This window comes from Pseudomonas sp. NEEL19 (assembly GCF_028751975.1).
Taxonomy (GTDB): Bacteria; Pseudomonadota; Gammaproteobacteria; order Pseudomonadales; family Pseudomonadaceae; genus Aquipseudomonas; species Aquipseudomonas juntendi.
Genome location: NZ_CP081491.1, coordinates 933,371 through 956,742, shown reverse-complemented (window position 1 = coordinate 956,742; position 23,372 = coordinate 933,371). Strand labels below are relative to the sequence as shown.

The window sequence follows — 23,372 nt, the reverse complement described above, 5'->3', positions numbered from 1 at the left end:
CTTTCAGTCCTTCCGTTTATGCGGCTCGCCCCGGACCACTTTCTGGGTCTCGGTCAGGATGCCGCGCAAAATGCTCATTTCCGAACGCTCGACCGCCACCCGCCCGTACAGCCGGCGCAAGCGCGGCATCAGGTGCTTGGGCTTTGCAGGGTCGAGGAAGCCGATGCCCACCAGGGTTTTCTCCAGGTGGTCGTAGAACAGCTCCATTTCGTCCATGGTCGCCAGCTCGCTGGCATCAACCTTCTCGACCTGGGCCGGTGCCACACCGGCGGCCAACCAGGCCATGCGCACCTCATAGGCGAGCACTTGCACGGCGGCAGCCAGGTTCAGCGAGCTGAAGTCGGGGTTGGAGGGAATGTGCACGTGGAAGTGACATCGCTGCAGCTCTTCGTTGGTCAGGCCGGCGTGTTCGCGCCCGAACACCAGGGCGATTTCTTCGCCACCATTGGCATGCGCCACCGCCTTTTCGCCACATTCACGCGGGCCGATCAACGGCCAGGGAATGCTGCGCTCGCGGGCGCTGGTGCCCATCACCAGGTTGCAGCCGACCAGGGCCTGTTCGAGGCTGTCGACCACCTGGGCATTGCCCAGCACATCGTCGGCACCAGAGGCGCGGGCACTGGCATCCACGGCGGGGAACTCTTTCGGCTGCACCAGCACCAGGCGCGACAAGCCCATGTTTTTCATGGCACGCGCAGCGCCGCCGATGTTGCCGGGGTGGCTGGTATTGACCAGAACAACACGAATATTTTGCAGCAAGGTGTTGTGCTCACAGATGCAGGAATCAGGGGCTTGGATCTTACAGAACCGACAGACGTAACGCCACGAAAGCAAATGTGCCCCTTCTGCCGCCACAGTTTTCTGCTAGAATGATCGGCTTTCTTCTTTAACATCTCCAGGTGACCCGCCCATGCAGCCTATGCTGAATATCGCCCTGCGCGCCGCTCGCAGCGCCAGTGAACTGATTTTCCGCTCCATCGAACGCCTGGATAGCATCAAGGTCGATGAGAAAGAGGCCAAGGACTACGTTTCCGAAGTCGATCGCGCCGCCGAGCAGACCATCGTCAACGCCCTGCGCAAGGCCTACCCGAACCACTCCATCCAGGGTGAAGAAACCGGCCTGCACGCCGGCACCGGTGAAGAGGGCAAGGATTACCTGTGGATCATCGACCCGCTGGACGGCACCACCAATTTCCTGCGTGGCATCCCGCACTTCGCTGTCAGCATTGCCTGCAAATACCGTGGCCGCCTTGAGCACGCCGTGATCGTCGACCCGGTTCGCCAGGAAGAATTCACCGCCAGCCGTGGCCGTGGCGCCCAACTCAATGGCCGCCGCCTGCGTGTCAGCTCGCGCACCAGCCTGGAAGGCGCCCTGCTGGGTACCGGCTTCCCGTTCCGCGACAGCCAGATGGCCGACCTCGACAACTACCTGGGCATGTTCCGCGCCTTGACCGGCCAGACTGCCGGCATCCGCCGCGCCGGCGCTGCCAGCCTGGACCTGGCCTACGTTGCTGCCGGCCGCTTCGACGCCTTCTGGGAATCGGGGCTGTCCGAGTGGGACATGGCCGCCGGCGTGCTGCTGATTCAGGAAGCCGGTGGCTTGGTTAGCGACTTCAACGGTGGCCACGACTTCCTCGACAAAGGCCACATCGTTGCGGGCAACATCAAGTGCTTCAAGGCCGTGCTGACCGCTATCCAGCCACACCTGCCAGAAAGCTTGAAGCGCTAAGCGCTGTCAATTAAGCGTTACTGGGGCTGCTTTGCAGCCCTTCGCGGGCACGCCCGCTCCCACAGCGCTGAACTCAAGAAATGCGCGACCCCCTGTGGGAGCGGGCATACCCGCGAAGGGTCGCAAAGCGGCCCCAAATTACTTGACTGACTGGCATTAACCCTCGGGGGCTTTTTTGGCCTACAACCCCTGTAGGAGCGGCTTTAGCCGCGAATGCGGTGGTGGCTGCAACGGTGAATACCCAGAAGATATTGGCCGCCAGGCCCTGCCCCTTCGCGGGTGAACCCGCTCCTACAGCGGGCGGTGTGAAGATACCGATGTGTATCAATTCCCGAGCGTTGTCGAGCTGCAAATATGTGCCCAACACCGACCAAGGAACTGCGCCCCATTTGTTGGACAATCTCTGATGGGGCACAGACCCCTCGGGCCGCTCCCACATAAAACAGCGGACCGCATTCAGACTTACTGCCCGGCCTCGCTCAGGATCAGCTTGCCATTCTTGTCCACCGGAATGGTCGACCCAGGCTCGCGGTCCATCTTCACCTGCCCTACCTGATCACCCAGGGTGTACTTCACGTTGTACCCCACCACCTTCTCACTGATGTCATTGACCGTATTGCAGCGGGTTTGCGTGGTGGTGTAGGTGTCACGCTGCTGCATGCCTTCCTGCACCTTGTTGCCGGCATAACCACCACCGACCGCACCGGCAACGGTGGCGATCTTCTTGCCGGTGCCGCCGCCAATCTGGTTGCCGAGCAAGCCGCCCGCCAGGGCGCCTACCACGGTACCGGCGATCTGGTGCTGGTCCTTGACCGGCGCCTGGCGCGTTACGGCAACGTCCTTGCACACTTCACGCGGGGTTTTCACCTGTTGCTTGATCGGCTGCACGTCGGTGACCTGGGCATATTCAGGCCCCTTGTTGACCAAGCTGTAGGTCGCGACAGCACCTCCGGCAGTCACACCGACAGCACCCAGTACCGCACCCACCAGCATTGATTTATTCACGTCAACCTCCTGATCGTACCAGCGGGTCGCAACCCGCGCTTCTCCCAGCCTTGGAGCAAAAAAAAAGGCGCGAGTTCAATACTCGCGCCTTTTACACCGCCAGGCGGTGTTGGGCTAGCCGCTACGGACGATCGTCCACGCCTTCTGCCTTGGTCGGCGGGATCAGGTCTTCACTGTTCAGGTTCAGCCAGATCAATACCACGTTGGCGATGTAGATCGACGAGTAGGTACCTGCCATCACCCCGATGAACAAGGCCAGCGAGAAGCCGAACAGGTTGTCACCGCCAAAGAACAACAGCGCCGCGATGGCCAGCAAGGTCGAAACCGAGGTAGCGATGGTACGCAGCAAGGTCTGGGTGGTGGACACGTTGATGTTCTCGATCAACGAAGCCTTGCGCATGACGCGGAAGTTTTCCCGCACCCGGTCGAACACGACGATGGTGTCGTTCAGCGAGTAGCCGATGATCGCCAGCACTGCCGCCAATACCGTCAGGTCGAAGGTGATCTGGAAGAACGACAGGATACCCAGCGTGACTACCACGTCGTGAATCAGCGAGATAATCGCCCCCACCGCGAACTTCCACTGGAAGCGGAAGGCCAGGTAGATGAGGATGCCGCCCAGCGCCAGCAGCATGCCCATGCCACCCTGGTCGCGCAGCTCTTCACCCACCTGTGGGCCAACGAACTCGACGCGCTTGAGCGTAGCCGGGTTGTCGCCGCCCGCCTTCTGCAGTGCGGCAGCTACCTTGTTGCCCAGCTGCGGGTCATCACCCGGCATACGCACTAACAGGTCGGTGGTAGCACCAAAGCTTTGCACCACGGCCTCGTGGAAACCGGAGTCGACCAGCTCGGCGCGTACCGCCTTGAGGTCTGCCGGGCGCTCGTAGGTCAGCTCAATCAGCGTACCACCGGTGAAGTCCAGGCCGAAGTTCAGGCCTTTCTGCCACCAGCTGAACAGCGCCAGCACGGTGAGGAGCACGGTAATGGCGAACGCGACATTGCGCACGCCCATGAAGTTGATGGTTTTCATCGCAGCTCCCTCAAACCCACAGCTTCTTGATGTCACGCCCGCCACAGGTCAGGTTGACCATTGCGCGGGTCACCATGACGGCGGTGAACATCGAGGTGAAAATCCCGAGGGACATGGTGACCGCAAAGCCCTTGACCGGGCCGGTACCCATGGCGAACAGGATGCCGCCGACCAGCAGGCTGGTCAGGTTGGCGTCGATGATCGCGGTATAGGCGCGGTTGAAACCTTCGTGGATGGCGCGCTGCACCGACATGCCGGCCTTCAGCTCTTCGCGTATGCGCGAGAAGATCAGCACGTTGGCGTCTACCGCCATACCCATGGTCAACACAATACCGGCAATGCCTGGCAGGGTCAGGGTGGCCCCCAGCAGCGACATCAGTGCCAGCAGCAGCACCATGTTGCCCGCCAGGGCGATGGTGGCGATCACGCCAAAACCACGGTAGATGGCGATGATGAACAGCGAGACGAACAGCATGCCCCACAGCGATGCATCGATACCTTTGGTGATGTTGTCGGCACCCAGGCTTGGGCCAATGGTACGTTCTTCTGCGAAGTACATCGGTGCAGCCAGACCACCGGCACGCAGCAACAGCGCCAGCTCGGACGATTCACCCTGGCCGTTCAGGCCGGTGATGCGGAACTGGCTACCCAGCGGCGACTGGATGGTGGCCAGGCTGATGATTTTCTTCTCTTCGACGAAGCTTTGCACGGCCACGTCTTTCTCGACGCCGTCGACGGTTTGCTTGACGTAGCGGGTAACCGGCTTCTGCTCGATGAAGATCACCGCCATGCTGCGGCCAACGTTGCTGCGGGTAGCGCGGCTCATCAGCTCGCCACCGTGGCCATCCAGGCGAATGTTCACCTGTGGGCGGCCGTGTTCATCGAAGCTTGCCTGGGCGTCGGTAACCTGGTCACCGGTAATGATCAGCCCGCGCTCGACCGCAGCGGACCGGCCGCCTTCGCGGAACTCGAACACCTCGGTAGTGGCCTTGGACGCACCCGGTTCGGCACCGAAACGGAACTCGAGGTTGGCGGTTTTACCCAGGATACGTTTGGCTTCGGCAGTGTCCTGCACACCCGGCAACTCGACCACGATGCGGTTGGCGCCCTGACGCTGTACCAGCGGCTCGGCCACGCCCAGCTCGTTGACGCGGTTGCGCACGGTGGTGAGGTTCTGCTTGATCGAGTATTCGCGGATTTCGGCGACCTTCGCCTGGGTCAGCGCCAGGCGCAGCACCGCAAGGTCGTTGCGCTCGGTGGTGGTCAGGTCGAAATCATTGAAATTCTTGCGGATCAGGGCACGCGCCTGTTCGCGGGTTGCATCGTCAGCAAAGCCCAGCATGATGCCACCATCCTGCTGAGGCAGGCTGCGGTAGCGCACACGCTCTTTACGCAGCAAGGTCTTGACCTCGCCTTCGTAGACTTTCATGCGGGCGCTCATGGCCTTGTCCATGTCCACTTCCAGCAGGAAGTGCACACCACCGGACAGGTCCAGGCCCAGCTTCATCGGGCTTGCACCCAGGTTGCGCAGCCATTGCGGAGTCGTCTGGGCCAGGTTCAGGGCCACGACGTAATCATCGCCCAGCGCCTTGCGCACCACATCCTTGGCCGGCAGCTGGTCTTCCTGGTTGGTCAGGCGGATCAGCCCGCTGCCCTTCTCGCCCAGGCTGGTGCCCTTGACTGCGATCTTGGCATCGACCAACGCCTTGCTGACGCGGTCGAGGTCGGCCTGGTTCACCTGCAGCGCCGAGCTGGCACCACTGATCTGCACCGCCGGGTCGTCCGGGTAAAGGTTGGGTGCGGAATAAATGAAACCGACCACCAGTACCAGCACGATCAGTGCATATTTCCACAGAGGGTATTTGTTCAGCATCACGCCGCCCGTTCAAGACGCGGGGCGCGTTGCGCGCCCCGACTGGAAAATAAAACCGGTAACTCAGATAGCCTTGAGCGTACCTTTTGGCAGGGTCGCAGCAATGGCGCCCTTCTGGAACTTCAGTTCGACAGTGTCGGACACTTCCAGTACCACGAAGTCATCGGAAACCTTGACGATCTTGCCGGCGATACCGCCGTTGGTGACAACTTCGTCACCTTTTTGCAAGTTGCTCAGCAGGTTCTTCTGCTCTTTGGCACGCTTGGCCTGTGGGCGCCAGATCATCAGGTAGAAGATGACCAGGAAACCGACCAGGAAAATCCACTCGAAGCCGGTACCGGCTGGGCCGGCGGCGGGTGCTGCAGCGTCCGCGTATGCGGCGGGGATCAAGAAGCTCATTGGGCACTCCTAATGTAATTTTCTAATAATGGATGCAGACAGTCAGTCCAAGGGCGGAACCGGAAGCCCGCGCTTGGCGTAGAAGGCGTCGACAAAGGCGGCCAATTTACCCTGATGAATGGCCTCGCGTAAACCGGCCATCAAGCGCTGGTAATGGCGCAAGTTGTGGATGGTATTCAGCATGCTGCTCAGCATTTCGCCGCACTTGTCCAAATGGTGCAGATAGGCGCGCGAGAAGTTGGTGCAGGTGTAGCAGTCACAGGTCGGATCCAGCGGCGATTCATCGTGGCGATGGAACGCATTGCGGATCTTGATCACCCCTGTATCGACAAACAGATGCCCGTTGCGCGCGTTGCGCGTTGGCATCACGCAGTCGAACATGTCGACGCCGCGGCGCACACCCTCAACGAGATCTTCCGGTTTGCCTACCCCCATAAGGTAACGAGGTTTGTCAGCCGGCATTTGGTCAGGCAGGTAATCCAGCACCTTGATCATTTCGTGCTTGGGCTCGCCAACCGACAGGCCACCAATGGCCAGGCCATCGAAGCCGATGTTTTCCAGGCCTTCGAGCGAGCGCATGCGCAGGTCCTGGTACATGCCACCCTGAACAATGCCGAACAGCGCGGCGGTGTTGTCGGCGTGGGCGTTCTTCGAGCGCTGGGCCCAGCGCAGCGACAGCTCCATGGAGGTGCGCGCGACATCGTGCTCGGCCGGGTACGGGGTGCACTCGTCGAAGATCATCACCACGTCCGACCCCAGGTCACGCTGGACCTGCATCGACTCTTCCGGGCCCATGAATACCTTGGAGCCATCGACCGGCGAGGCGAAGGTCACACCCTCTTCCTTGATCTTGCGCATGGCGCCCAGGCTGAACACCTGGAAACCACCGGAGTCGGTGAGGATCGGGCCCTTCCACTGCATGAAATCGTGCAGGCCGTTGTGCTTCTTGATCACCTCGGTGCCGGGGCGCAGCCACAGGTGGAAGGTATTGCCGAGGATCATCTCGGCGCCAATGGCCTCGATATCGCGTGGCAGCATGCCCTTGACCGTGCCATAGGTGCCCACCGGCATGAACGCCGGGGTTTCCACGGTGCCACGAGGGAAAGTGATGCGACCGCGACGGGCCTTGCCGTCGGTGGCCAGCAGTTCGAAGGACATTCGACAGGTGCGACTCATGCTTGATCCTCGGGGCCGCGTGGCGCCGGATTGCGGGTGATGAACATGGCATCACCGTAACTGAAGAAGCGGTACCCCTGCTCCACCGCCGCGGCGTAGGCGGCCATGGTCTCGGGGTAGCCGGCGAAGGCCGAGACCAGCATCAGCAGCGTGGACTCCGGCAGGTGGAAGTTGGTGACCAGTGCGTCGACCACATGGAAAGGCCGACCCGGGTAGATGAAAATATCCGTGTCGCCGCTGAACGCCTTGAGCACGCCGTCGCGCGCGGCACTTTCCAGCGAACGCACGCTGGTGGTGCCCACGGCGATCACCCGGCCACCGCGAGCGCGACAGGCCGTGATGGCATCGACCACGTCCTGGCTCACTTCGAGCCACTCTTTGTGCATATTGTGGTCTTCGATCTTGTCGACACGCACCGGCTGGAACGTGCCGGCGCCCACGTGCAGGGTGACGAAGGCGCGCTCCACGCCCTTGGCGGCAATTTTTTCCAGCAGCGCTTCATCGAAGTGCAGGCCGGCGGTGGGCGCGGCCACTGCACCGGCACGCTGGGCGTAGACGGTCTGGTAGCGCTCACGGTCGGCGCCCTCGTCGGGGCGGTCGATATAGGGCGGCAACGGCATGTGCCCGACGCGGTCGAGCAGTGGCAGCACCTCTTCGGTGAAGCGCAGCTCGAACAGTGTGTCGTGGCGGGCGACCATTTCGGCCTCGCCACCGCCATCGATGAGGATGACCGCGCCCTCTTTCGGCGCCTTGCTGGCCCTTACGTGAGCCAGCACCCGGTGGCTGTCGAGCACGCGTTCGACCAGCACTTCCAGCTTGCCGCCAGACGCTTTCTGGCCGAACAAGCGGGCCGGAATGACCCGGGTGTTGTTGAACACCATCAGGTCGCCGGGGCGCAGGTACTCGAGCAAATCGGGGAATTGCCGGTGTGCCAGCACGCCGCTCGGCCCATCGAGGACCAGCAGACGGCTGCCATGGCGCTCGGCCAGTGGGTGGCGGGCGATCAGGGAATCGGGGAGTTCGAAGGAAAAATCGGCGACGCGCATGATGATGTTCGGTTCGGCAGGGCCGGGAAGTTTAGCCCAATGTGTGAAAATTGACCATGAAAGCCGATTGACCGACCAGCGGCAGCTCTCTATACTGCGCGCCACACGCCCTGATGGCGGAATTGGTAGACGCGGCGGATTCAAAATCCGTTTTCGAAAGGAGTGGGAGTTCGAGTCTCCCTCGGGGCACCAAAATCCGGAAAAAACCGACCGTATGGTCGGTTTTTTTTCGCCTCGCAAAACTACCCCTCGTCTTGACGCCACCGCCACGGCGCCGGGCCTCACCCCGATACCCCGATTCTATTGTCTACCCTTCTGATTAGCCCTTAAGCTGTCATTCGTCGGATATATCACGAAAGCATTGTCCAAATAATGGCACTTAGCCATAGTTGCGCACTCTTCCCCTCAATCCTGTGTGAACCATGAAAGCTATAGCGCCCTGTGTGGCAGCAATGATGCTGCTGGGTGGGTGCAATGGAGTGCCAACGTCGTACGTTTCCGATCCCGTCTACAGCCAGGCATTCGTGGTCACCTCCGGTGCTCCGCTGCCAATGCTGCTGATGGCCAGCGCCATCCAGTGGAACGAGGATTACGCAGTAACCGCCAAACACACCCCCTTCCTGCCCAACGTGGTTCACGAAGGCCTCGGTGATGTGGTGTTCTTCAAGCACAAGGCTGCGACGGTACCGGCCTGGCGCCAGTACGTGCCGGGCGAGGCCGTGACGGCGGTCGGCTACAACAGCTTGATGATGCCGATGCAAGGCAAGGGCCATGCCCTGCCGTCGCTGGTTCGGCTGGAAGGTACGCCTGGCAGTGTCTTCTACTCGGTACACGATGGCCCGATCACCAAAGGCATGTCGGGTGGGCCGGTGTTTGCCGACGATGGCAAGGTCGTAGGCATCAACGTGGCCATCATCCCGACCAGCGAGATCGACGCTGGCAGGCGCCCCGACCTGATCGGCAAGGAACGCATCAGCGTGTTCATGTCGTTCAACGAGATCGACAAGGAGTGGCGGCGCTATCACTACCTGCTGGCACGCAAGGCCAAGCCGAGGGCGCCGGCTGCGGTCAAAGGCTACGTGGCGGTGGCCGCCAAGCCGTGAATCGGGGCGCGGTGCTGGATGGAAAGCGGCCTAGGATGTGAGGCTGATGGCCTCTTCGCGGGTAAACCCGCTCCTACAGGGCCTGCGCGGGATTAGTGCCTGCGCTCGGGAGGTCTGAGTGCCATGCTTCAATCACGACACCGCCGGCCTGCTGCTCTATCCACAGCTGGGCTTCACACCATTCGGCATCATCAAGTGGCCACCCAATCGTATCCTTATGGATACACCCGCTCAAGGGTGGCGAACCTTCGGCGCCCCTCGACGTCCCATCCTGCATCCCCCGCGTTCCGAGGTACCCCCGCGTGAAAGACGTCATCGCCCGCAAGTACCGCCTGGTGGTGAAGACCATCGGCTACATCGGCTGGTCGCTGTTCTGGCTGCTGATCTGGGATGTGCTGGTCACCATCGACTTCATGCTGTTCTTCAACAGCAAGTTCACCTTACCGCTGATCCCATTGACCCTGCTGGGTTCTGCGCTGGTGGTGCTGGTGAGCTTTCGCAACAGCAGTGCCTACAACCGCTGGTGGGAAGCACGCACGCTATGGGGCGCGCTGGTGAACAGCTCGCGCAGTTTTGCCCGGCAGACGCTGACCCTGATCGATGACACGGACGACGGCCTGAACCCGGTCAAGGCCACCCTGCTGCGCCGGCATGTCGCCTATGTGAACTGCCTGGCGGCACACCTGAAAGGTGAACCCTGCCCGGAGGAACTGATGGCTTTTATCCCGCCGGCGGAGTTCGAACGGCGCAACCGCTCGAACAACTTCGCCAACGACATCCTCAGCGGCTCGGCGGCCCTGCTGGCCCGGGAATACCAGGCCGGGCGGCTGGACAGCATTCGCCTGGCGCGGCTGGAGGCAACCTTGGTGGACCTGTCCAATGCCCAGGGCGGCATGGAGCGGATTGCCAATACGCCGCTGCCGTACCCTTACGTGTATTTTCCGCGCCTGTTCATCACCTTGTTCTGCCTGATCGTGCCGGTGGGGCTGGTGGAGTCGCTGGGCTGGTTCACACCGCTGGCGTCGACGGTGGTGGGGTTCATGTTGCTGGCCATCGAGCGGATCGGTACCGACTTGCAGAGCCCGTTCAGGTTCAGTGAACACCAGATCCAGATGGACACCATCTGCGAGACGATTGAGCGCAACCTGGAATCGATGCAGCGCGAGGCGCAGTGTGGCGAGGTTGTGGGAGCCTGATGGATTTTGGGGCTGCCTTGCGGCCCTGGCTATCGGTCAGGCCCGCACATAACGCTGGCGCAACACATCACTGAGCATGTCCACCAGCAACACCAGCACCAGCATGCCAAGGATCACCGTACTGGCCTGGGCTTCCTGGAACAGGCTCAAGGTGGTGTACAGCATCTGCCCCAGCCCCCCCGCCCCGACAAACCCCAGCACGCTGGCCATGCGAATGTTGTTCTCCCAGCGGTACAAGCTGTACGCCAGCAACTGCGGCCACACATTGGGCAAGGTGCCAAAGCAGAAGGCCGCCACCTGGCTACCCCCCTGCAAACGGATCGCCGCCGCAGGCTCTGGCGGCGCGTTCTCCAGCGCCTCGGCAAACAACCGCCCCAGTACCCCGGCAGTGTGCAGCGCCAGGGCCAGGGTGCCGGCATTGGGCCCAAGCCCGGCAGCCAGCACGGTGAGCGCCGCCCACACCAGCTCCGGAATGGCGCGCAGGGCATTGAGCAGCAACCGCGCAGCGCCCTGCAACGGCCAACCGAAGCGGCCCGCCGCCGGCAGCGCCAGCAGCATCCCCAGCACCATCGCCAACAGGGTGCCCAGCCCGGACATGGCCAGGGTCTCCAGCGCCCCGTGCCATACCGCTTTCAGGTGCCCGGCAGACCAGTCAGGGTGCAGGAAGCGCCCGGCGTATTCGCCCATCTGCCCCAGGCCGCCATTGCCGACCAGTGCTTGCAAGTCCAGCTGCAGGTAGGCAAACGAGGCCGCTACCGCCGCCACGATGGCCCCCAGCAGTAGCAGGTTGATCACCCGGTTCATGCCAACCTCCAACGCAGCAAGCGGCTGAGCAGGTCGGCCAGGATCACCAGCAATAGGAAGGTCAGCAGCATGCTGGCAACCTCGGCACCCGCAAACATGCGCATCGACAGGTCGATCTGCTGCCCCAGCCCCCCGGCGCCAACAAAGCCCATCACCACCGAAGCCCGTACCGCGCATTCCCAGCGGTAAACGGTGTACGACACCACCTCGGCGGCGGCATTGGGCAGGATGCCGTAGAGGAACGCCGCCAAGCGCCCGCTGCCCGCCTGCAACAAGGCATGTGCCGGGCGCTGGTCGACCGATTCGAAAATCTCGGCATAGACCTTGCCGAGCATGCCGCTGTAGGTAATGGCAATGGCCAGTACCCCTGCCGTCGGCCCCAACCCCACCGCACGCACGAACAGCAACGCCCAGACTATCTCGGGCACGCTGCGCAGGAAAATCAGCACCCCGCGCACAGGCAGGCGTACCACCCGTGCCCCTAACCCGGCCCGTCCGCCCCTGGATGCAGCGCGCAACGACAACGCCCGGCTGGCCAGCAAGCCAGCCGGGATCGCCAGCAGCAATGCCAGCGCCATGCCGGCAGTCGCCACGGCCAGGGTCTGCAACGTGGCGTCGTACAGCAACGCAAGGAAATCGGCGTCGTGGGCCGGTGGCCAGAACGCGCGGGTGAACTGGGCGATCTGCTGCCGGTTCTCTGCCTGCAGCAGCACACCGGGGTTCAGCTCGCTCAACTGGATACCCGGCCACAGGACGGCCACAGCCAGCACGGCCAGCAGCAACCGCGGCAATAAGGCCGGGTCGCGGGTGCTGGCATTCAGCATCGCGGAATGTGCACGGTCAGGGGTGCCCCAGGGGTTGGCGGCGAGGCCAGGTGTTCATTGGCGTACAACGCATCCAGCATCTGCCTGGTGACCGCAGTGGCCGGGCAGTCGAACGCCACCTGCCCCTCGCGAATACCGACCACCCGAGGGAAATGCGCCAGCGCCAGCTCCACCGCATGCAGGCTGGCCACCAGGGTAACGCCATGGCGCTGGGCATGGCGGTTGAGCAAAGCCAGGCTGTGGTCGGCCAGCACCGGGTCCATGGCCGACACGGGTTCGTCGGTGAGCAGTACCTGCGGCCGTTGATACAACGCGCGCGCGATGCCGACCCGTTGCAACTGCCCGCCGGACAGTTGCCCACATTGCACGAACAGCTTGTCGGCCAGGCCCAGTTCAGCCAGAACCTGCCGAGCGCCTGCGACATCGCTGGGGTACAGCAGGTTGAACAAGCCGCGCAGCAGCCCCCATTGCCCCAGGCGCCCTGCCAGCACTGCCGTGACCACCCGTTGGCGCGGCGGCAAGGGTGGCGCCTGGTGTACCAGGCCGACCCGCGCACGCAAGCGTTGACGCGCCCGCACCGACAACGCCCAGGGCTGCTCACCGAGCAGTTCCAGGCGCCCGCTGCCAGGCCGCACGGCCGTGGCCATCAGGTGCAGCAAGCTGGACTTGCCCGCGCCCGAAGGCCCGATGATGGCCACGCGCTCGCCCTGGCCGATCTGCAGGCTGACGGCATCGAGAGCGCGCACCTGACCGTGGCGCAGGCCGGCGCCATGCAGGTGGATGGCCGCGTTCGAGGCTGTCACTTGAGCAGGCCGGCCTCACGCGCCGCTTGCTCGGTGCCCAGGTAGTTCTCGGCCTTGGTCTCGATGAAGCGGCTGGCGGCCTGCAGGTCGAGAATCGCCTTGTCCGCCGGGTTGGCCGGGTCGAGGGCGAGGAAGGCCTGTTTGATCTTCTCTTTCAGCGCCGGGTCCATGTTGCCGCGCACGGTCCAGTTGTAGTCGAAATAGGTCGGTGTGGTGGCGAAGACCTTCACCTTGCTGGTATCGACCTTGCCGGCGTCCACCAGCTTCTGCCAGACGCTGGCATTGAGCACACCTGCGTCGACCTTGCCCGCCTGCACCCACGCCACGGTGGCGTCATGCGCACCGGAATAGGCCACACGGCTGAAGTAGTCCTCAGGCTTGATGTTGTCTTGCTTGAGCATGAAGTAGCGCGGCATCAGGCTCCCCGACGTGGACGAGATGGAGCCGAAGGCAAACGACTTGCCCTTCAGGTCGGCCAGGCTTTTCACGTTGGGGTCGGCGGTAATGAACTTGGAGGTGAACTGCGCATCCTGCTCACGCTGCACCAACGGCGTGACGGTCGGGTCCTTCAGGTGAACCTGGACGAACGTGAACCCACCCAGCCAGGCCAGGTCGAGGCGGTCGGAAGCCAGCGACTCGACCACAGCCGGGTAATCGGCCACCGGCACGAACTTCACTTCCATGCCCAACTGCTTGGCCAGGTACTCGCCCAACGGCTTGAACTTGCGCTGCAGTTCGGTGGGTGCTTCATCTGGGATGGCGCTGACCCGCAAGGTTTCAGCGGCCTGCACGACAACGGCACAGCAGGACAGCACAAGGCCAGCGGCGAGCGCCAGGGGGCGTTTGAGCATGGGGTGTTCTCCGGTTCAATGGCGGGGGCTGCTAGTCGCAAGTCGCAAGCTGCAAGCTGCAAGCAAAAGCAGCCTGCATGTGGCTTTTGCTTGAAGCTTGAAGCTCGCAACTGGCCCAAGGAATTATAAGAGGCACAGGCGCAAAGGCCAGCTTTGCTACAATCGCGCAACAAATTGACCTGCTGAGGTACGTATGAGCGAGCCGATTCGCCTGACCCAGTACAGCCACGGTGCCGGCTGTGGCTGCAAGATTTCCCCCAAGGTGCTGGACGTGATCCTCGCTGAAAGCGGCACCCAGGCCCTGGACCCGAAACTGTGGGTCGGCAACGCCTCACGCGATGATGCCGCGGTATACGCACTGGACGACGAACGTGGCGTGGTTTCGACCACCGACTTCTTCATGCCGATCGTCGATGACCCCTATGACTTCGGTCGAATCGCCGCCACCAACGCCATCAGCGACATCTATGCCATGGGCGGCGACCCGCTGATGGCCATCGCCATCCTTGGCTGGCCAGTCAACGTGCTGCCACCGGAAGTCGCCCGCGAAGTCATCCGCGGTGGCCGTGCCGTGTGCGCTGAAGCCGGTATTCCACTGGCCGGCGGCCACTCCATCGACGCTCCCGAGCCCATCTTCGGCCTGGCTGTCACCGGCGTGGTCAGCAAGCGCCACCTCAAGCGCAACGACACCGCTAGCGCCGGCTGCCAGCTGTACCTGACCAAGCCACTGGGCATCGGCATCCTCACCACTGCCGAGAAAAAGGCCAAGCTGCGCGCGCAGGACCAAGGCCTGGCCCGTGACTGGATGTGCACCCTCAATACCCCCGGCAGCCGCTTTGGCAAGCTGGACGGGGTCAAGGCCATGACCGACGTCACCGGCTTCGGCCTGCTCGGCCACCTGGTCGAACTGGCAGAAGGCAGCGGCCTTACCGCGCACCTGGACTACGCCGCTGTACCGCGCCTGCCCAGTGTCGACCACTACCTGGCCGAGGGTTGCATCCCCGGCGGCACCCTGCGCAACTACGACAGCTACGGGCACAAGATCGGTACGCTCAGCGACGACCAGAAGCACCTGCTGTGCGACCCGCAAACCAGCGGTGGCCTGCTGGTGGCAGTTACCCCGCAAGGTGAAGCAGAGTTCCTGGCGGTGGCCGCCGAACTGGGCCTGCAACTGGCGCCGATCGGCAAGCTGGTCGAGCGACAGAGCCACGCGGTCGAGGTGATCTGATGCGCCCCGACTGCACCGATTTTCGCCAGCTGTTCCTCGAAGACGTGCCGATGATGGACATGCGCGCGCCGGTCGAATTCGCCAAGGGCGCCTTCCCCGGCGTGGTCAACCTGCCGCTGATGAACGACCAGGAGCGGCAGAAGGTCGGCACCTGCTTCAAGCAACAGGGCCAGGCCGCCGCCATCGCGCTGGGCCACCAGTTGGTCAGCGGTGCTACCAAGCAGGCCCGCCTGCAAGCCTGGGTAGCCTTTACCCAGGCGCATCCCGAGGGCTACCTGTACTGCTTCAGGGGCGGCCTGCGCTCGCAGATCGTGCAGGGCTGGCTGCGCGATGAAGCGGGCATCCAGTACCCACGCGTCAAAGGTGGCTACAAGGCCATGCGTAACTTTCTGCTGGGGACGACCCAGCAGGCGGTGGCCCAATGCGATTTCGTGCTGGTCGGCGGCCTGACCGGCACCGGCAAGACCGATGTGCTGCAGCAACTGGACAACGTGCTCGACCTGGAAGGCCACGCCAATCACCGCGGCTCCAGCTTCGGCAAGCGCGCCACGGCGCAGCCGGCGCAGATCGATTTCGAGAACCAGTTGGCCATCGATGTGCTGAAGAAGCGTGCCCGAGGGGTCGAGCAGTTCGTGCTGGAAGATGAAGGCCGCATTGTCGGCAGTTGCACATTGCCGCTGGAGCTATACCAAGGCATGCAGCGGTATCCGCTGGTGTGGCTGGAGGACAGCTTCGCTAACCGCGTGGAACGCATTCTTCGCGACTATGTGATCAACCTGAGTGCCGAGTTTATGGCCGTGCATGGCCAGGAAGACGGTCGCCGCCTGTTTGCCGAGCGCATGCTGCAGAGCATGGCCAACATCCACAAGCGCCTGGGTGGCGAACGCTACCAACGGCTATCGGAAGTTCTGCGCCAGGCCCTGGAAGAACAGCAGCGCAGCGGCGCGGTGGACCTGCACCGGGGCTGGATCGAGGGTTTGCTGAACGAGTACTACGACCCGATGTATGCCTACCAGCGGGCAGCCAAGGCCGAGCGCATCGAGTTTGCCGGGGATGCCGTGGAAGTGCGCGAGTACCTCAAGGCCCGGGCACTGCGCCAGCCACACCTGTAAAACCAGGGTCGCTTCGCGCCCCATCGCAGGCAAGCCAGCTCCCACCTCGATCGCATCGACTTCAAATCCTGTGCAATCCCTGTGGGGGCAACTGTCGTGCTCAAAGCCATAAGCTGGCGCAATCCCTGTGGGAGCTGGCTTGCCGGCGATGAGGCCAGTCCAGGCAGTACAAGACAGTTGCTCCCAACACTACCCCTGTGGGAGCGGGCATGCCCGCGAAGAGGCCCGTACAGGCAACTCACTGCCCCGGGCTAAGCACCCGCTCCAGCTCCGCCGCGCGGTCGCGGGTCATGCTCATCATGCAGGTACCGCCTTCCAGCTGCGCCATGGTCCCGCCACTGGCCTGCACATGAAACTGGCAATTGCCATCGCGGTACGCCAGCCACTTGCGCTGCACATCGCGCAAGCTTTTCTGCTGCCCGGCATCCAGCTTGCCCATCAGTTGCTTGTACACCCGGTTCAAGCGCTGGTCCTGCACCTGCGTCTCGGCCCCGATGCACTCACTCATGGCCACCGTACTGGAGGCCTTGTCCATGCACTGCACGTAGGCCGCCGTGTAGTCATCGGCCACGGCCAATGGCAGCACGCAGGTCAGTGCCAGCCCTGCCAGGTATTGCTTGCACATGCCAACTCTCCTTTTAGGTATCAAAGCGTCTGGGGTTGCACCGGCGGAATCAGCACCTTGCCCGGCTCGAATTGCAGCGCTGGCATCTGTGTGGCGGCATAAACCGCCACACCCAACGCCGCAATCAAGGCCACATCAAGCCAGTTCCAACCGGGCATGTCCTCAGCGCTGCGGGCCTTCCAGCAATGCCAGGCCTGACCCAGGCAAAACACGCCCATCGCCGCCAGCCACAGGTAGAAGCCGGCACCAAACCCGCTGAGGTCATGGAATTCATAAGTCTGGTTATCCGGCAGACGGGTGATGCCGAAGCTGCTGCCCGCCAGGTAAGCCGCCGCCAACCCGGCCAGCAATGCCAGCCGGCGAAAGCGCCGGTGGGCAAGGATGGCCAACGCCAGCAGCGGGTTGGCAAACCATTGGTGCAAGCCGAAGGGCAAGCCCCATGGCCCGTACAGCAGCATCTGCAGCGCCGGCATGTGATGCCCGCCATTCATGTGCGCGCCGTTGAAGAACAGGGCGAGCGAGTACAGCAGCAGGCTGATGCTCAGGTAGAAAACGGGCAAAGGGCAAATTCCTAGGCGACCGGGGGCTCAAGCAGCAGACCATAGATGCCGGAGTCGGACAACTCACCGGCTACGCACCAGCGCGCCCGCAGGGTGCCTTCAAGCACGAAACCTTGCCGTTCCAGGGTGCGTGCCGAGCCTTGGTTGCGCGGGTCGATCTCACCTTCCAGGCGGCGCATGTGCAGGGTGTTGGCCAGGTAATCGATGAAGCAGGTGAGCGCTTCGTCCATGTAGCCCCTGCCCTGCACGGCGCTGGCCAGGCAGTAGCCGATCTCGCCACGGCGGGAAACATCGTCGATGTTGAACAACTGGACCATGCCGATGAGTTCACCGTTGTCGCGGCGGTACATACCCAGCTTGAGCTGGTCGCCATTGGCATAGGCTTCGCGGTCGGCGGCCAGGGCGCTCTCGGCCTCGGCCAGGTTTTGCCAAGGGGCATGGTGCCAATAACGCATGACCTCGGGGTCGGCCATGATCGCCAGCCACTGCGCGGCATCGGCATGGCGCATGGGGCGCAGTTGCAGGCGCGGGCTGTCGAGGCAGAGGTCACTGGGGAAACTGCGGGGTGGGGTCACGCCGGATCTCCTGTCCATTGCTGGGGAGATGACAGTTTAACGTCAAGCGCGAGGTTACGGCATCCCGGGGCTGCTGCGCAGCCCATGGCGACCCAACACCTGAGCTTTGCGCAGTACCTGTGGGAGCTGGCTTGCCGGCGATAGGGCCAGTGCAGGCCAGCGAAAAAGCGTCAGGCCACCTCGGCCCCATCATCCGGCCAATGCGGCTCGTTGGCCCCAGGCGGTGTCAGCGGTGGCAGGCCATATGCTGCCCGGGCAGCGTCACAACTGGGGTTATGTACCCCACCCTCCCACGACGCCTCGAACTCACGGCAGGGGCTGGAGCGGTTGGCATAAATGGTACAGGCCACCTCTTTGCCAACCTCGCCCTGAAGGGCGATACAGCGGCACGGCTTGGCATCGGTGCCGATCATGGCCACACGGGTAGGGTTGACCTGCACTACCAGGTCATCCGGGACAACGCCCCCGGCAGACTGGCATTCGCCCCAGAAGAAAGACACACGGAAGTACCCGCAGCAGGCGCCGCAGTCAAGGCAAGGGTTGTATTCGGACATGATGGCACGGAGGGAAGGTTGTTGTTATCGGGTCTGGCCCGCGGCGCCATTCTCAGTCCAAGCAGGGGCGGCTGGATAGAGGGGCAATGCAAAAAAAATTGCCGCTGATCCGGCCGCCTGGCAACGCTAGCAGATGGCTTTGTAAGTGTCGGCGTCCCAGCGCTGCAAGGCCAGGCCCGTGCTGGGTTCGTAGGCTGTACCCTGCACCTCGCTAAAGCGCATGGGCGCTTGACCACAGTGCACCAGGCGGTCGTCCTTCTCACCCTCGGTGAGCACGGTATAGGACGCATTCCGCATGGCCTGGTACTGGTCGTCCGCCGCTGCCATTTGCTGGTGATACTGCATCAACTGGCTGTCGGTCAACGCCAGGCGCTTGCCCAACTGCACACCCCAGCGGGCCAGGCAGACTTCGGCAAAGTGGCGAACGATCAACCCCGGTTCAGCCAACGCCTTGCCTGCGCTCGCGCCGTCAACCGATGCGTTGCCTACCAGCGTGGCGTGCCGGCCAGGCATTGGATAAATGCAGATGCGTGTGGTGCTCGCCACGGCAGGAACCACGCAGGCAAACCCTTTGGAACGCTCATCCCGCGAATAAAACCCCACGTACTCCTTCACGTTGCCGGCCAAGCTGACCCGCTGCTGCTGCACATTGCCAACCCCCGGTACCGGGTCGATGGCAAAGATGTTCACCGGTATGTCGCGCAGTACAGGGTCTTGTGCCATGGCATTGGCCAGCATGTGGCAACTGATCCCTCCCCTGCTCCAGCCCACCAGGTTGACCTGGGTCGGCAGGCGCGGCTTGCGGAACATACTGATGATGCCCTCCTGCAATTGCTGCGGTGTTGGGTGGCGGGCGCCGTAGCTGTAGTTGCGCCAGAACCATGAGGCCGCAGACCTGGCATCCGGTATCGGCACCCCAGCTTGCTTCAGCCGCTCGTATTCTTCCTTGCTCAGTTCGTTGCGCTGCCAGTTGCTTTCGCCTTTGATCACCTGCAGCACGTGGTTGACGTTTTCTTCCCAGCCGCGACCAAACAGCTGCCCGGTCCAGTTGTAATAGCCACCAGGTTCCACGAACAGGTTGTCATCCTGAAGGTTGCCGCTGCCTGGACCATCGACAGCAATCCAATGGGCGAACTCGTGGCCCTGCTCGTTGCTGGCCAGGGTCGAAACCAGCTCGCCGTTCCAGAAGTTGGGGTTGGCGTGGTCGAAGCGGTGCGAGCCGGTGCCACAGAAATAGGCGGTGAAGACACTCATGGGGGGGATCCCTTCGGTGAGAAATGAGTGCCGAAGGTAGGTTGGCCGAGCCTTGGAATGCAGGCGGAAAGCTCGCCCGGCTGAAGATCCTGGGGCTGCTTTGCAGCCCTTTCGCGACACAAGGCCGCTCCCACAGGTACAGCGCAGCTTTCGGATGCTGCGTGGCCCCTGTGGGAGCGGCCTTGTGTCGCGATGGGCCGCAAAGCGGCCCCTAAAGCTTACTTGCGAGCCAGCCCGTCAGCCCGGAACATCTGCCGGATACCGCGAATGGCCTGACGAATGCGGTCCTGGTTCTCGATCAGGGCAAAGCGCACATGATCATCGCCGTAATCACCGAAACCGATGCCCGGCGACACGCATACCTTGGCCTCGGCCAGCAGCTTCTTGGAAAACTCCAGCGACCCCAGGTGTGCATACGCCGGCGGGATTTTCGCCCAGACGTACATCGACGCCTTGGGGTTCTCGACCATCCAGCCCAGCTCGTGCAGGCCTTTGACCAGCAGGTTGCGGCGCTGGCGGTACTGCTCGGCAATGTCGCGCACGCACTGCTGGTCACCTTCCAGGGCAGCGATGGCCGCCACCTGCAGCGGGGTGAAGGTGCCGTAGTCGTGGTAGCTCTTGATCCGCGCCAGCGCATTGACCAGCTCGGGGTTGCCGACCATGAAGCCAATGCGCCAACCCGCCATGTTGTAGCTTTTGGACAGGGTGAAGAACTCCACCGCAATGTCCTTGGCGCCCGGCACCTGCATGATCGACGGGGCTTTCCAGCCGTCATAGACGATGTCGGCATAGGCCAAGTCATGCACCACCAGCACACCATACTGCTTGGCCAGTGCCACCACACGCTCGAAGAAGTCCAGCTCCACGCACTGCGCGGTGGGGTTGGACGGGAAGCCAAGGATCATCATCTTCGGCTTGGGTATCGACTCGCGAATGGCGCGCTCAAGCTCGTTGAAGAAGTCCACCCCCGGTACCAGCGGCACGGAGCGCACCTGGGCGCCGGCGATCACCGCCCCGTAGATGTGGATCGGGTAGCTGGGGTTGGGCACCAGCACGGTGTCGCCCTGGTCGAGGGTGGCGAGCATCAGGTGCGCCAGGCCTTCCTTCGAACCGATGGTGACAATGGCTTCGCTCTCCGGGTCGATGTCGACTTCGTAGCGTTCCTTGTACCAGTTGGCGATGGCCCGGCGCAGGCGCGGAATACCGCGCGAGGTGGAATAGCCGTGGGTGTCTTCACGCTGGGCAACCTGCACCAGCTTCTCGACAATGTGCGGCGGCGTGGCGCCATCGGGGTTACCCATGCTCAGGTCGATGATGTCCTCGCCACGGCGGCGGGCAGCCATCTTGAGCTCGGCAGTGATGTTGAAGACGTAAGGGGGGAGACGATCGATGCGCGCAAAGCGGCGCGGCGAACCTGGGTTGGCCATGGTTTCCTCTGAGAACGTAAGCGCCCGGAACCGTCCGAGCGACGCTGGCCGATGTGGCGGCCTGGATCAGAAGATAGTGCCGAGACAGGATACTTGTAAAGGACAAATTCCTGTTTTTTTGGATCTTTTCAGAAGTATTTTTTGAAAATACAGGATTTATGTTTTCCTGCGCTGGCCTCTTCGCGGGCTCGCCCGCTCCCACAGGGTTACCCGCAGCCCCTGGGACCTGCGCCGTACATGTGGGAGCGGGCAAGCCCGCGAAAAGGCCGGCACAGGAAAAACACCCATAAAAAAACCCCAGCACATGGCCGGGGTTTTCGTGAAACAGGCAGCTATTTCAGCGTGCGTATGTCATCAGCACGTCCGCAGCGGTTTGGCTGTCCACACCCATCATCACGCTCAGGGCAGTGACGGTGAGGATGGAGAAGCCGAACACCTTGCGTGCCCACTTGCTGTCATCCTCGGCCTTGTAGCCACCCCAGGCCATGTACAGCCAGTACAGGCCCATGGCAGCTGCCACGGCCAGGTAGCCGAGGCCGGCGTAACCGCCGAGGGTGAGCATCAAGGTAGCGAGCACGAAAGCCAGTACGTACAGCACGATCTGCTTCTTCGCCGCCAGAATGCCGCGCGCCACCGGTAGCACCGGAATGTTGGCAGCGCTGTAATCCTTGAAGCGGAAGATGGCAATGGCAAAGCTGTGCGGCATTTGCCACAGGCTGAACATCACCAGCAAGGTTACCGCAGCCAGGTCGAAGCTGTTGCTCACGGCACAGTAGCCGATCACCGGAGGCATGGCACCTGACAGGCTGCCGACCAAGGTGCCGTGCACCGACTTGCGCTTCAGCCACAGGCTGTAGAAGCCGACGTAGACGACGAACCCTACTGCTGCGCAGAACGCCGACAGCGGGTTGGCCTGGACATACAGCAGGCTGAAACCCGCCACCCCAAGCAGGGTGGCGTAGATCAGCGCGAGGGGCAGCGACATGCCGCCCTGAACCATCACGCGGTTCTTGGTGCGCTCCATCTTGTGGTCGATGTCACGGTCGATGCAGTTGTTGAACACGCACCCGGACGCCACCACCAGCGAAGTACCGATCACCGCCGCCAGGAACAGGGCGAAATCCACATGGCCCTTCGAGGCAAGGAAGAAACCGCCTGCCACGGAAAGCACGTTACCGAAAATGATCCCCGGTTTGGTGATTTGGATAAAGTGCTTAACGGACATGCAGTCTTACCTCACTTGGCCAGCATTTCGAAGTGGATGCTGAACATGATCCACAGCGACAGGCCGACCAGCAGTGCGATCACCAGCGTGGTGAACAGGAACGTCGATACGTTGTTGCGTTGCTCTTTCGAGCGGTCCATGTGCAGGAAGTACACCAGGTGCACAACTACCTGGATCACGGCCATGGCAACGATGATCAGAACGGTCAGGTTCTTCGGCAGGCTGGCGGTCATGGCCAGGCCGAACGGGATCGCGGTCAGGATGATCGACAGTACGAAACCGATCATGTACGACTTGACGCTGCCGTGATTACCTTCGTGATGAGTGTCGTGTGCGTTAGCCATTACAGAACCCCCAGCAGGTAAACGACGGTGAATACGCAGATCCAGACCACGTCCAGGAAGTGCCAGAACAGGCTCAGGCAGCTCATGCGGGTCTTGGCGGTCGGCGTGATGCCGTGCTTGTTGATCTGGTACATCATGATTGCCATCCAGATCAGACCAGCAGTCACGTGCAGGCCGTGGGTACCTACCAGGGCAAAGAAGCCCGACAGGAAGCCACTGCGCTGCGGGCCGAAGCCCTCGCCGATCAGGTGATGGAATTCATAGATTTCCATCGCGATGAAGCCTGCACCGAACAGGAAGGTCACAGCCAACCAGCCCAGCACACCTGCTTTCTTGCCATCGAACATCTTCAGCATGGCGAAGCCGAAGGTGATCGAGGACAGCAGCAGGAACAGCGTTTCAACAGCTACGAAATCGAGCTGGAAGATGTCGTGACCCGACGGGCCGCCGGCAAAACTGCCGGACAGCACCGCGTAGGTGGCGAAGAGCGACGCAAACAGGATGCAGTCGGTCATCAGGTACAGCCAGAAACCCAGTACGGTCATCTGGCCCGAGTCGTGGTGGTGGTCGTCATGCCCATGGTCGTGACCATGAGCTGCGCCGCCGTGCATTACTTGACTGGACATTGA

General features: G+C 62.5%; 25 protein-coding genes, 1 tRNA gene and 1 pseudogene. 7 read left to right on the top strand and 20 right to left on the bottom strand.

The window, feature by feature from the left end; all coding sequences use genetic code 11:
* Positions 1–3: 3 nt before the first annotated feature.
* A complete protein-coding gene (trmJ, locus tag K4A76_RS04280; RefSeq protein ID WP_182388826.1) occupies positions 4–759 on the bottom strand; it encodes a tRNA (cytosine(32)/uridine(32)-2'-O)-methyltransferase TrmJ in 756 nt (251 codons plus the stop codon).
* A 151-nt stretch (positions 760–910) separates the two neighbouring features.
* Between trmJ and suhB the strand changes: the two genes are divergently transcribed.
* Complete coding sequence (suhB, locus tag K4A76_RS04275) at positions 911–1,729, top strand: type III secretion system regulator SuhB (protein WP_009682045.1); 819 nt, start codon at positions 911–913, stop codon at positions 1,727–1,729.
* A gap of 462 nt (positions 1,730–2,191) precedes the next feature.
* Here suhB and K4A76_RS04270 read toward each other — a convergent pair whose 3' ends face one another.
* The 6 genes from K4A76_RS04270 to queA all read right to left on the bottom strand — a co-directional run bounded on the left by K4A76_RS04270 (position 2,192) and on the right by queA (position 8,258).
* Positions 2,192–2,734 (bottom strand): glycine zipper 2TM domain-containing protein, encoded by a 543-nt coding sequence (locus K4A76_RS04270; protein WP_033744396.1) that lies wholly within the window; start codon positions 2,732–2,734, stop codon positions 2,192–2,194.
* A gap of 121 nt (positions 2,735–2,855) precedes the next feature.
* Positions 2,856–3,764 carry a protein translocase subunit SecF gene (secF, locus tag K4A76_RS04265; protein ID WP_009682047.1) on the bottom strand — a complete coding sequence of 303 codons (909 nt, stop codon included), beginning with the start codon at positions 3,762–3,764 and terminating at the stop codon, positions 2,856–2,858.
* A gap of 10 nt (positions 3,765–3,774) precedes the next feature.
* On the bottom strand, positions 3,775–5,637 hold the full coding sequence (gene secD / locus K4A76_RS04260) for a protein translocase subunit SecD (protein WP_054890336.1): 1,863 nt from the start codon (positions 5,635–5,637) through the stop codon (positions 3,775–3,777).
* A gap of 63 nt (positions 5,638–5,700) precedes the next feature.
* On the bottom strand, positions 5,701–6,036 hold the full coding sequence (yajC, locus tag K4A76_RS04255; protein ID WP_008092587.1) for a preprotein translocase subunit YajC: 336 nt from the start codon (positions 6,034–6,036) through the stop codon (positions 5,701–5,703).
* Positions 6,037–6,078: 42 nt separating this feature from the next.
* The gene (gene tgt, locus K4A76_RS04250) at positions 6,079–7,194 is read right to left on the bottom strand and encodes a tRNA guanosine(34) transglycosylase Tgt (RefSeq protein ID WP_009682049.1); all 1,116 of its coding nucleotides are present in this window, start codon (positions 7,192–7,194) and stop codon (positions 6,079–6,081) included.
* 14 nt (positions 7,195–7,208) lie between these two features.
* The gene (gene queA, locus K4A76_RS04245; protein ID WP_274411629.1) at positions 7,209–8,258 is read right to left on the bottom strand and encodes a tRNA preQ1(34) S-adenosylmethionine ribosyltransferase-isomerase QueA; all 1,050 of its coding nucleotides are present in this window, start codon (positions 8,256–8,258) and stop codon (positions 7,209–7,211) included.
* A gap of 107 nt (positions 8,259–8,365) precedes the next feature.
* Between queA and K4A76_RS04240 the strand changes: the two genes are divergently transcribed.
* The 4 genes and pseudogenes from K4A76_RS04240 (at position 8,366) to K4A76_RS04225 (ending at position 10,557) form a co-directional block, all read left to right on the top strand.
* Positions 8,366–8,450, top strand: a tRNA-Leu gene (locus K4A76_RS04240).
* A gap of 263 nt (positions 8,451–8,713) precedes the next feature.
* Entirely contained in the window at positions 8,714–9,361 is a 648-nt protein-coding gene (locus K4A76_RS04235) for a trypsin-like peptidase domain-containing protein (RefSeq protein ID WP_274412266.1), read from the top strand.
* A gap of 118 nt (positions 9,362–9,479) precedes the next feature.
* A pseudogene (locus K4A76_RS04230) lies at positions 9,480–9,581 on the top strand (GNAT family N-acetyltransferase); the annotation flags it as partial.
* 82 nt (positions 9,582–9,663) lie between these two features.
* On the top strand, positions 9,664–10,557 hold the full coding sequence (locus K4A76_RS04225; protein ID WP_047150158.1) for a bestrophin family protein: 894 nt from the start codon (positions 9,664–9,666) through the stop codon (positions 10,555–10,557).
* A gap of 36 nt (positions 10,558–10,593) precedes the next feature.
* On the opposite strand, the gene phnE is transcribed toward K4A76_RS04225, so the two are convergent.
* From phnE to K4A76_RS04205, 4 genes are read right to left on the bottom strand one after another with little or no spacing between them, the layout of a single operon-like run.
* A complete protein-coding gene (gene phnE / locus K4A76_RS04220; RefSeq protein ID WP_274411628.1) occupies positions 10,594–11,361 on the bottom strand; it encodes a phosphonate ABC transporter, permease protein PhnE in 768 nt (255 codons plus the stop codon).
* Entirely contained in the window at positions 11,358–12,185 is an 828-nt protein-coding gene (locus K4A76_RS04215; protein WP_274411627.1) for a PhnE/PtxC family ABC transporter permease, read from the bottom strand. Before K4A76_RS04215 ends, phnE begins: the two co-directional genes overlap by 4 nt.
* Positions 12,179–12,988, bottom strand: a complete 810-nt coding sequence (locus tag K4A76_RS04210; protein ID WP_110678808.1) for a phosphonate ABC transporter ATP-binding protein — start codon at positions 12,986–12,988, stop codon at positions 12,179–12,181. Before K4A76_RS04210 ends, K4A76_RS04215 begins: the two co-directional genes overlap by 7 nt.
* Positions 12,985–13,839, bottom strand: a complete 855-nt coding sequence (locus tag K4A76_RS04205) for a putative selenate ABC transporter substrate-binding protein (RefSeq protein WP_110678806.1) — start codon at positions 13,837–13,839, stop codon at positions 12,985–12,987. Before K4A76_RS04205 ends, K4A76_RS04210 begins: the two co-directional genes overlap by 4 nt.
* Positions 13,840–14,032: 193 nt before the next feature.
* Between K4A76_RS04205 and selD the strand changes: the two genes are divergently transcribed.
* Together selD and mnmH are read left to right on the top strand one after the other, a co-directional pair.
* Complete coding sequence (gene selD, locus K4A76_RS04200) at positions 14,033–15,067, top strand: selenide, water dikinase SelD (protein ID WP_029887425.1); 1,035 nt, start codon at positions 14,033–14,035, stop codon at positions 15,065–15,067.
* Positions 15,067–16,179 (top strand): tRNA 2-selenouridine(34) synthase MnmH, encoded by a 1,113-nt coding sequence (gene mnmH / locus K4A76_RS04195; protein ID WP_274411626.1) that lies wholly within the window; start codon positions 15,067–15,069, stop codon positions 16,177–16,179. The genes selD and mnmH overlap by 1 nt, the downstream gene beginning before the upstream one ends.
* Positions 16,180–16,417: 238 nt before the next feature.
* Here mnmH and K4A76_RS04190 read toward each other — a convergent pair whose 3' ends face one another.
* The 9 genes from K4A76_RS04190 to cyoC all read right to left on the bottom strand — a co-directional run bounded on the left by K4A76_RS04190 (position 16,418) and on the right by cyoC (position 23,369).
* Complete coding sequence (locus tag K4A76_RS04190; protein ID WP_054890549.1) at positions 16,418–16,804, bottom strand: lysozyme inhibitor LprI family protein; 387 nt, start codon at positions 16,802–16,804, stop codon at positions 16,418–16,420.
* A gap of 20 nt (positions 16,805–16,824) precedes the next feature.
* Positions 16,825–17,364, bottom strand: coding sequence for a hypothetical protein (locus tag K4A76_RS04185; protein ID WP_274411625.1), 540 nt, complete (start codon positions 17,362–17,364; stop codon positions 16,825–16,827).
* Positions 17,365–17,375: 11 nt separating this feature from the next.
* A complete protein-coding gene (locus K4A76_RS04180) occupies positions 17,376–17,939 on the bottom strand; it encodes a GNAT family N-acetyltransferase (RefSeq protein WP_009681616.1) in 564 nt (187 codons plus the stop codon).
* A gap of 170 nt (positions 17,940–18,109) precedes the next feature.
* Positions 18,110–18,493 (bottom strand): YkgJ family cysteine cluster protein, encoded by a 384-nt coding sequence (locus tag K4A76_RS04175; protein ID WP_029886718.1) that lies wholly within the window; start codon positions 18,491–18,493, stop codon positions 18,110–18,112.
* A 126-nt stretch (positions 18,494–18,619) separates the two neighbouring features.
* Positions 18,620–19,747, bottom strand: coding sequence for a hypothetical protein (locus K4A76_RS04170; RefSeq protein WP_274411624.1), 1,128 nt, complete (start codon positions 19,745–19,747; stop codon positions 18,620–18,622).
* A 218-nt stretch (positions 19,748–19,965) separates the two neighbouring features.
* Entirely contained in the window at positions 19,966–21,174 is a 1,209-nt protein-coding gene (alaC, locus tag K4A76_RS04165) for an alanine transaminase (protein WP_054911420.1), read from the bottom strand.
* 337 nt (positions 21,175–21,511) lie between these two features.
* Complete coding sequence (gene cyoE / locus K4A76_RS04160) at positions 21,512–22,399, bottom strand: heme o synthase (protein WP_029886721.1); 888 nt, start codon at positions 22,397–22,399, stop codon at positions 21,512–21,514.
* An 11-nt stretch (positions 22,400–22,410) separates the two neighbouring features.
* Positions 22,411–22,743, bottom strand: a complete 333-nt coding sequence (cyoD, locus tag K4A76_RS04155) for a cytochrome o ubiquinol oxidase subunit IV (protein WP_003248599.1) — start codon at positions 22,741–22,743, stop codon at positions 22,411–22,413.
* Complete coding sequence (cyoC, locus tag K4A76_RS04150; RefSeq protein ID WP_029886722.1) at positions 22,743–23,369, bottom strand: cytochrome o ubiquinol oxidase subunit III; 627 nt, start codon at positions 23,367–23,369, stop codon at positions 22,743–22,745. The genes cyoD and cyoC overlap by 1 nt, the downstream gene beginning before the upstream one ends.
* Positions 23,370–23,372: the final 3 nt, after the last annotated feature.

Coding starts and splice junctions, on each gene's coding strand:
- suhB (WP_009682045.1), top strand. CDS start 911: ATGCAGCCTATGCTGAATATCGCCCTGCGCGCCGCTCGCAGCGCCAGT.
- secF (WP_009682047.1), bottom strand. CDS start 3,764: ATGAAAACCATCAACTTCATGGGCGTGCGCAATGTCGCGTTCGCCATT.
- secD (WP_054890336.1), bottom strand. CDS start 5,637: ATGCTGAACAAATACCCTCTGTGGAAATATGCACTGATCGTGCTGGTA.
- yajC (WP_008092587.1), bottom strand. CDS start 6,036: ATGAGCTTCTTGATCCCCGCCGCATACGCGGACGCTGCAGCACCCGCC.
- tgt (WP_009682049.1), bottom strand. CDS start 7,194: ATGTCCTTCGAACTGCTGGCCACCGACGGCAAGGCCCGTCGCGGTCGC.
- queA (WP_274411629.1), bottom strand. CDS start 8,258: ATGCGCGTCGCCGATTTTTCCTTCGAACTCCCCGATTCCCTGATCGCC.
- K4A76_RS04235 (WP_274412266.1), top strand. CDS start 8,714: ATGCTGCTGGGTGGGTGCAATGGAGTGCCAACGTCGTACGTTTCCGAT.
- phnE (WP_274411628.1), bottom strand. CDS start 11,361: ATGAACCGGGTGATCAACCTGCTACTGCTGGGGGCCATCGTGGCGGCG.
- K4A76_RS04215 (WP_274411627.1), bottom strand. CDS start 12,185: ATGCTGAATGCCAGCACCCGCGACCCGGCCTTATTGCCGCGGTTGCTG.
- K4A76_RS04205 (WP_110678806.1), bottom strand. CDS start 13,839: ATGCTCAAACGCCCCCTGGCGCTCGCCGCTGGCCTTGTGCTGTCCTGC.
- selD (WP_029887425.1), top strand. CDS start 14,033: ATGAGCGAGCCGATTCGCCTGACCCAGTACAGCCACGGTGCCGGCTGT.
- mnmH (WP_274411626.1), top strand. CDS start 15,067: ATGCGCCCCGACTGCACCGATTTTCGCCAGCTGTTCCTCGAAGACGTG.
- K4A76_RS04190 (WP_054890549.1), bottom strand. CDS start 16,804: ATGTGCAAGCAATACCTGGCAGGGCTGGCACTGACCTGCGTGCTGCCA.
- K4A76_RS04175 (WP_029886718.1), bottom strand. CDS start 18,493: ATGTCCGAATACAACCCTTGCCTTGACTGCGGCGCCTGCTGCGGGTAC.
- K4A76_RS04170 (WP_274411624.1), bottom strand. CDS start 19,747: ATGAGTGTCTTCACCGCCTATTTCTGTGGCACCGGCTCGCACCGCTTC.
- alaC (WP_054911420.1), bottom strand. CDS start 21,174: ATGGCCAACCCAGGTTCGCCGCGCCGCTTTGCGCGCATCGATCGTCTC.
- cyoE (WP_029886721.1), bottom strand. CDS start 22,399: ATGTCCGTTAAGCACTTTATCCAAATCACCAAACCGGGGATCATTTTC.
- cyoD (WP_003248599.1), bottom strand. CDS start 22,743: ATGGCTAACGCACACGACACTCATCACGAAGGTAATCACGGCAGCGTC.
- cyoC (WP_029886722.1), bottom strand. CDS start 23,369: ATGTCCAGTCAAGTAATGCACGGCGGCGCAGCTCATGGTCACGACCAT.